Source organism: Pectinatus brassicae (genome assembly GCF_014201835.1).
Lineage (GTDB): Bacteria > Bacillota > Negativicutes > Selenomonadales > Selenomonadaceae > Pectinatus > Pectinatus brassicae.
The window spans coordinates 1-4,570 of sequence record NZ_JACHFH010000063.1 but is presented as its reverse complement, the minus strand read 5'-3'; the positions used below and the strand labels follow the sequence as shown (position 1 = coordinate 4,570).

The window sequence follows — 4,570 nt, the reverse complement described above, 5'->3', positions numbered from 1 at the left end:
GTGCCAAATTTTAAGCCGTTATGCGGCAAAACATGGGAGCAGGTTTTGGCAAATGTCTTGGGCAAGGCAAGGACAAAAACGGCGAGCAACAACACTTGAAAAATATTGACTTTGCTGTGGTTCATTTGTTCTAAAAACAAATAAACTATTACATAAGCCCATGATATCGGCAGTATTGTTTTTACCATATTTTGATTCAATAGCAGACATTGTTTGTGTAGTTAACCAGCAGCTAGCACCACGACTACGTCCCTCACGTAAAAGCATTTGTAATGTTTTAAGTGGTGGTAAACTTGATAGTTCATCTAATACAAAAAATATACGTCGATTAGTATTTTCTGATTTATCACGTAAGCCATGTCCAATAATATCTATAATCATAGTTAAAATGGGCAAATATAATTCATCATTGCTAGATGTTGTTGATAAAATTAGTCTACGTTTATCATCTTTATTATTAATCCATTTTCTAATAGATAACGCACCATCTTTGCCAATAAACGATTGAAAAGACTTGACTCGATCAATTAAACAGCTTATAAAACTAGCCATTACATCACCGTCACCGGATAAAAAAGCCTGTCCTTCACGTAAACCATGAGGAAGTGAATCAATCGCATTTTTTATATCTGATGGTTTTTGTGTAAAGAAATTGAATAAATCCTTATTAGTGGTTTTTTTATTGATTTTAAGCCAGCAACATCCGCTTTTAAAGATGCTTGCAGCACCATCATAAAAAGCTTTGTTTTTACTTTCATTTGCAACAGAAAATAATGATTGTGCAAGATTAGTTAATTCTTCGGGAATATGATCTAATCCAGTATATAAATCAAATTCATTAAAAATAGACCAGCCGATAAATCTTCTATCATATGGATTTATTAAAATATCGTTATCTCTATAGAATTTAGTAATCAATTCTCCTTTTCGATCATATAATACAATTTTTCCATTTCTACGTGTCATGCAATTAATAAAGTTACAAAGCATAACAGATTTACCTGCTCCTGTACTACCGACAGTTAAAACATGTCGTGTTTCATAATCAATAGGTAATACGATTGGATCACTATATAACGGCGAAATTCCAGCAGCAGTCTTTTTAAAGTCTTTTACAAGTATTTTAGTCAGTTTTGAAGAAGATATAGTTTTAGCGCCTCGGATATATTTGTTTTTAGTAGTATTGCTAGGATACCAAAATTTGATAACAACATATATCGATGTAATTATTGAAATAATCCCATAATATAGTAAAAATTTAAAGATGTAAGCGGAATGAAAATATTCTTGTAATAAACTATCAAATTCAATGGCAGGAATTGATTTAATAACACCATCAATACTAGTTCCTAGTTTTTGTGCGAAGAATATACGTAATGTTTCTGGTAAAGATATTGACCAATTGTCAATATTGCCAATATTAGCAATTAAATATTTAATATACGCAAAATATATTGAAATATTATTAAGCGGTTCGTGATAAAAGTGTTGTATTATGAAAGAAGTAATCATATAATACAGTACAAGTAAAAATATGAAGATTAAGCTAATACGAGCAAATATTTTATTAGTAATATCATTATTCATTTTTTGCAACCTCCAAATTTTTCTTTATGTTCTCAATTATTTCTTGTACTTCCAAATGTGAATATTTATCTACAAGCAATTGACAAATTAATTGATTGTTTAAAATTATATTATCGTTTATTTGTTCTAATGTTGTATTGATATTGGCAAAAAAATTAATCTTATCGCTAATATTTGTAGGCGTTTTTGTTAATATCATGCGTATATATTCACTTTTATTTAAACCTATTTTTTTTGATGCTTTAGTTATAGCAGTATCAATAGCATCATCTAATCTTATTGTTGTACGAGCCATATTTGGAGCTCCTTTTTGATTTATTGTCAGACGTTATCAGATATGGTATCATTAATTAAATAAAGATTTTTGGCAGACTAATGTCAGCTGATTGTCGGACGGACTAGAATTTACGTTGTAAGAACTTAGGGTAAATCTTTCATTTGCGTTAGGTGTGACTTATTTTTGCTCTTAAAATAAGTCGAGTAAATGGGATTAATTTCTACATTATATTTAGTAATTATTATATTAGTAATTATTTGTGTTGGATTCACCGATGTCGGAAAATCCAACCACGGTTTACTTTTGTTTTTCTTCATGTAAAATGTAGATTGTTTTATCAAATTTGCCATTTTCTTTTTGTTGAACTCTTTTCAAATAACCTTGTTTTTCGAGTTCATTTAATCCGGTACGTATAGCATCACGTCCGCAATTACATACTATTGATAAACCAGACACACTATAGTCCCAATTGTCCGGCAAGCTTAACATATAACTCATAAGTCCTTTTGCTTTTAAGCTAAGTTTTTTATCACGTAAATGATAATTACTCATTATCGTATAGTTTTTGTTATGCGATACTTTTATTTTTGTCATTTATTACCCCGTTTTAACATATCTTTCTAATTCCAGGTATAATGGAATTAGGTTCTGATTCATTTTTAGCAATTGTAGTATTGGATAATTGTTTTTTTAAATAATTTTCAATAGTGTCCGCTGTAAAAAACATTTTTCTTCCTACTTTGATGTATGGAATTTTACCAGAATGAGCTAGTCTTAGTATTGTTTGATAACTTACAGCACCACGAAAAATTTGTTCTGACACTTCTTTAGAATTTAGTAATATCATATTTACCCTCCAAAATTAATTAAAATTTTCTGTATTGATTTTAATTACTAGACAATAAAAATAATCATTAGGTTTATATATATTTATTATCTTCCGCAAGCAAAGATTGCGTTTAAAAGTAAAATCGCTACAAAATATTACATTTACATATTATATGACAAGAGAAAACGACAGTCAAGGGAGGAGTCTAATTTTGTCTAATTTTTTTTCAACGTTGTTGACATCATTAATGAAAGAAAAAAAGTTAAGTAAGCAGGCTTTAGCTAATGAAATAGGTATTAGCCGGCAAGCAATTAGCCAATTTGCTAATGGAGCCAATTTACCATCATTAGAAAAATTAATAGCATTAGCAGAGTATTTTAATGTATCAATGGATTTTTTATTAGGGCGAAGTGTTTTATTAAAAAAACCGGATGGTATTTTAGAGTATTGTTTTAAGGCAACAAAATCATTGCAAATTGGAAAAATTAAATATAGTTTTGGCATTCTTCGTAATGGAAATTTCTTTAAGAGATTTTTATTTGTTGATGAAATTGAGGGTGATTTAATTGATGTGATTATTGATTCAACTAGCCAATACGAGTTTTTGAGTTTAACATATCTTTTAAATCAAGAATTAGATCTTAATTATGATGCTTTGCATAATAATGGAGTAGATATAATTATAAAATATAGAGGGAAATATCAAGAATTATGTATAGATATGGCTGAGTCTGCTAGATTTGGGTACGTGGATTATGAAAAATATTTGGATGATTGGCTTAAATTATCATCTGAAGAAAAGGTAAAACGTATAAATGAAATAATGGCGGAATGATATTGCCTATTAAAGTGTCTAATGGGGCTGGGATTTGAAGAAGCAGCGGCTATACACAAAATAAATATCTGTATGAGAGAAAATAAACATAATGTTTTTGTGTGTTTATAGTAAATAAAAAACCTCTGCAATATAAATATTGCAGAGGTTAAAAACATCCTTATAAGAGAAAATTTAGTATATGAAAAAGCAAAAAAAGTTTCTTGTAGAGAAATTTTTATGTTATAATAGAGTATAGAAAAAGGATAGCTGATGTTTGGTCGCACGGCTTTCCTCATATAACGATTGTTTTGAAAGAAGCCGGGCTTACCAGAGAGTCACGGCTTATTTCATGTTTTTACAACAAGAAATGATGAGAACTACTAGACTGCCAAAACTTATCATTAAAGATAAAGCTTCAAATGTAGTCATAGTAACATCACCTCCCTCCGAAGAGGAAAAACCGAACCATCAGCTACCCATGAGGAATATTATAATTCAAGGCATTGTTTAATGTCAATTGAATAGTTTTATAATTGCTGTCAAAATTGATGTCAAATTGTATTAAAGTGAGAAAAATGACTGAATTTAAAAATATCATTTTAAAACATAAGTATCTATAATTAAAGGATTTATTGATAATTAAATAGTGTTACATAAAATAAAAAAATCTAGTATTAGAACTCTTAATCAGCAGGTTCGGGGTTCGATTCCCCGGTGGGTCACCATGTAAATTAATATGCGAACTCATATAAAGGCTGTCAATATCGGATTTGTCGATATCCTTACCAGTGTCAATGAGGTTGTATATTATATAGAGAGAATCATCATATACATATACCTTATGAATAAAGCCGTCAATGATTTTATCATAGAAATCTTCATCGGCACGATGTTTGTAAAAATGATTTAGCATGTATATGATGTGTTTTTCGGATAATTCCGGCAGGCTGTTTTGAGCTTGCCGGTTTTTTGTATATAAGAAAACCACGCGATAGTCGCGTGGTTCCGGAAAGCTTAAGCGGTAAACCCTAATGTGGTAACCTGTATATAAGCCTGCCAG

The 4,570-nt window shown here is 29.8% G+C and carries 7 protein-coding genes; 1 reads left to right on the top strand and 6 read right to left on the bottom strand.

The window, feature by feature from the left end; translation table 11 throughout:
- Positions 1-18 precede the first annotated feature (18 nt).
- From HNR32_RS13470 to HNR32_RS13455, 4 genes are all read right to left on the bottom strand, one after another.
- The gene (locus HNR32_RS13470; RefSeq protein WP_183863535.1) at positions 19-1,587 is read right to left on the bottom strand and encodes a type IV secretion system DNA-binding domain-containing protein; all 1,569 of its coding nucleotides are present in this window, start codon (positions 1,585-1,587) and stop codon (positions 19-21) included.
- Positions 1,580-1,882: a ribbon-helix-helix domain-containing protein gene (locus HNR32_RS13465; RefSeq protein ID WP_183863533.1), complete on the bottom strand. Its 303-nt coding sequence runs from the start codon at positions 1,880-1,882 to the stop codon at positions 1,580-1,582. Before HNR32_RS13465 ends, HNR32_RS13470 begins: the two co-directional genes overlap by 8 nt.
- A 279-nt stretch (positions 1,883-2,161) precedes the next feature.
- On the bottom strand, positions 2,162-2,458 hold the full coding sequence (locus HNR32_RS13460; RefSeq protein ID WP_183863531.1) for a helix-turn-helix domain-containing protein: 297 nt from the start codon (positions 2,456-2,458) through the stop codon (positions 2,162-2,164).
- A gap of 13 nt (positions 2,459-2,471) precedes the next feature.
- Positions 2,472-2,711 carry a helix-turn-helix domain-containing protein gene (locus HNR32_RS13455; protein WP_183863529.1) on the bottom strand — a complete coding sequence of 80 codons (240 nt, stop codon included), beginning with the start codon at positions 2,709-2,711 and terminating at the stop codon, positions 2,472-2,474.
- A 193-nt stretch (positions 2,712-2,904) separates the two neighbouring features.
- On the opposite strand from HNR32_RS13455, the gene HNR32_RS13450 reads away from it, so the two are divergent.
- Positions 2,905-3,528 carry a helix-turn-helix domain-containing protein gene (locus tag HNR32_RS13450; protein WP_231038155.1) on the top strand — a complete coding sequence of 208 codons (624 nt, stop codon included), beginning with the start codon at positions 2,905-2,907 and terminating at the stop codon, positions 3,526-3,528.
- A gap of 324 nt (positions 3,529-3,852) precedes the next feature.
- Here the strand turns inward: HNR32_RS13450 and HNR32_RS14570 are convergent, their stop codons facing one another.
- Together HNR32_RS14570 and HNR32_RS13950 are read right to left on the bottom strand one after the other, a co-directional pair.
- Positions 3,853-3,939, bottom strand: coding sequence for a putative holin-like toxin (locus HNR32_RS14570; RefSeq protein WP_375782648.1), 87 nt, complete (start codon positions 3,937-3,939; stop codon positions 3,853-3,855).
- 220 nt (positions 3,940-4,159) lie between these two features.
- The coding region (locus HNR32_RS13950) for a hypothetical protein (RefSeq protein WP_221300634.1) at positions 4,160-4,570 on the bottom strand (411 nt) is incomplete at its 5' end.

What these genes read in the sequence shown, in the direction of transcription:
- HNR32_RS13470 (WP_183863535.1), bottom strand. Translation starts at nt 1,587, where the DNA reads ATGAATAATGATATTACTAATAAAATATTTGCTCGTATTAGCTTAATC.
- HNR32_RS13465 (WP_183863533.1), bottom strand. Translation starts at nt 1,882, where the DNA reads ATGGCTCGTACAACAATAAGATTAGATGATGCTATTGATACTGCTATA.
- HNR32_RS13460 (WP_183863531.1), bottom strand. Translation starts at nt 2,458, where the DNA reads ATGACAAAAATAAAAGTATCGCATAACAAAAACTATACGATAATGAGT.
- HNR32_RS13455 (WP_183863529.1), bottom strand. Translation starts at nt 2,711, where the DNA reads ATGATATTACTAAATTCTAAAGAAGTGTCAGAACAAATTTTTCGTGGT.
- HNR32_RS14570 (WP_375782648.1), bottom strand. Translation starts at nt 3,939, where the DNA reads ATGACTACATTTGAAGCTTTATCTTTAATGATAAGTTTTGGCAGTCTA.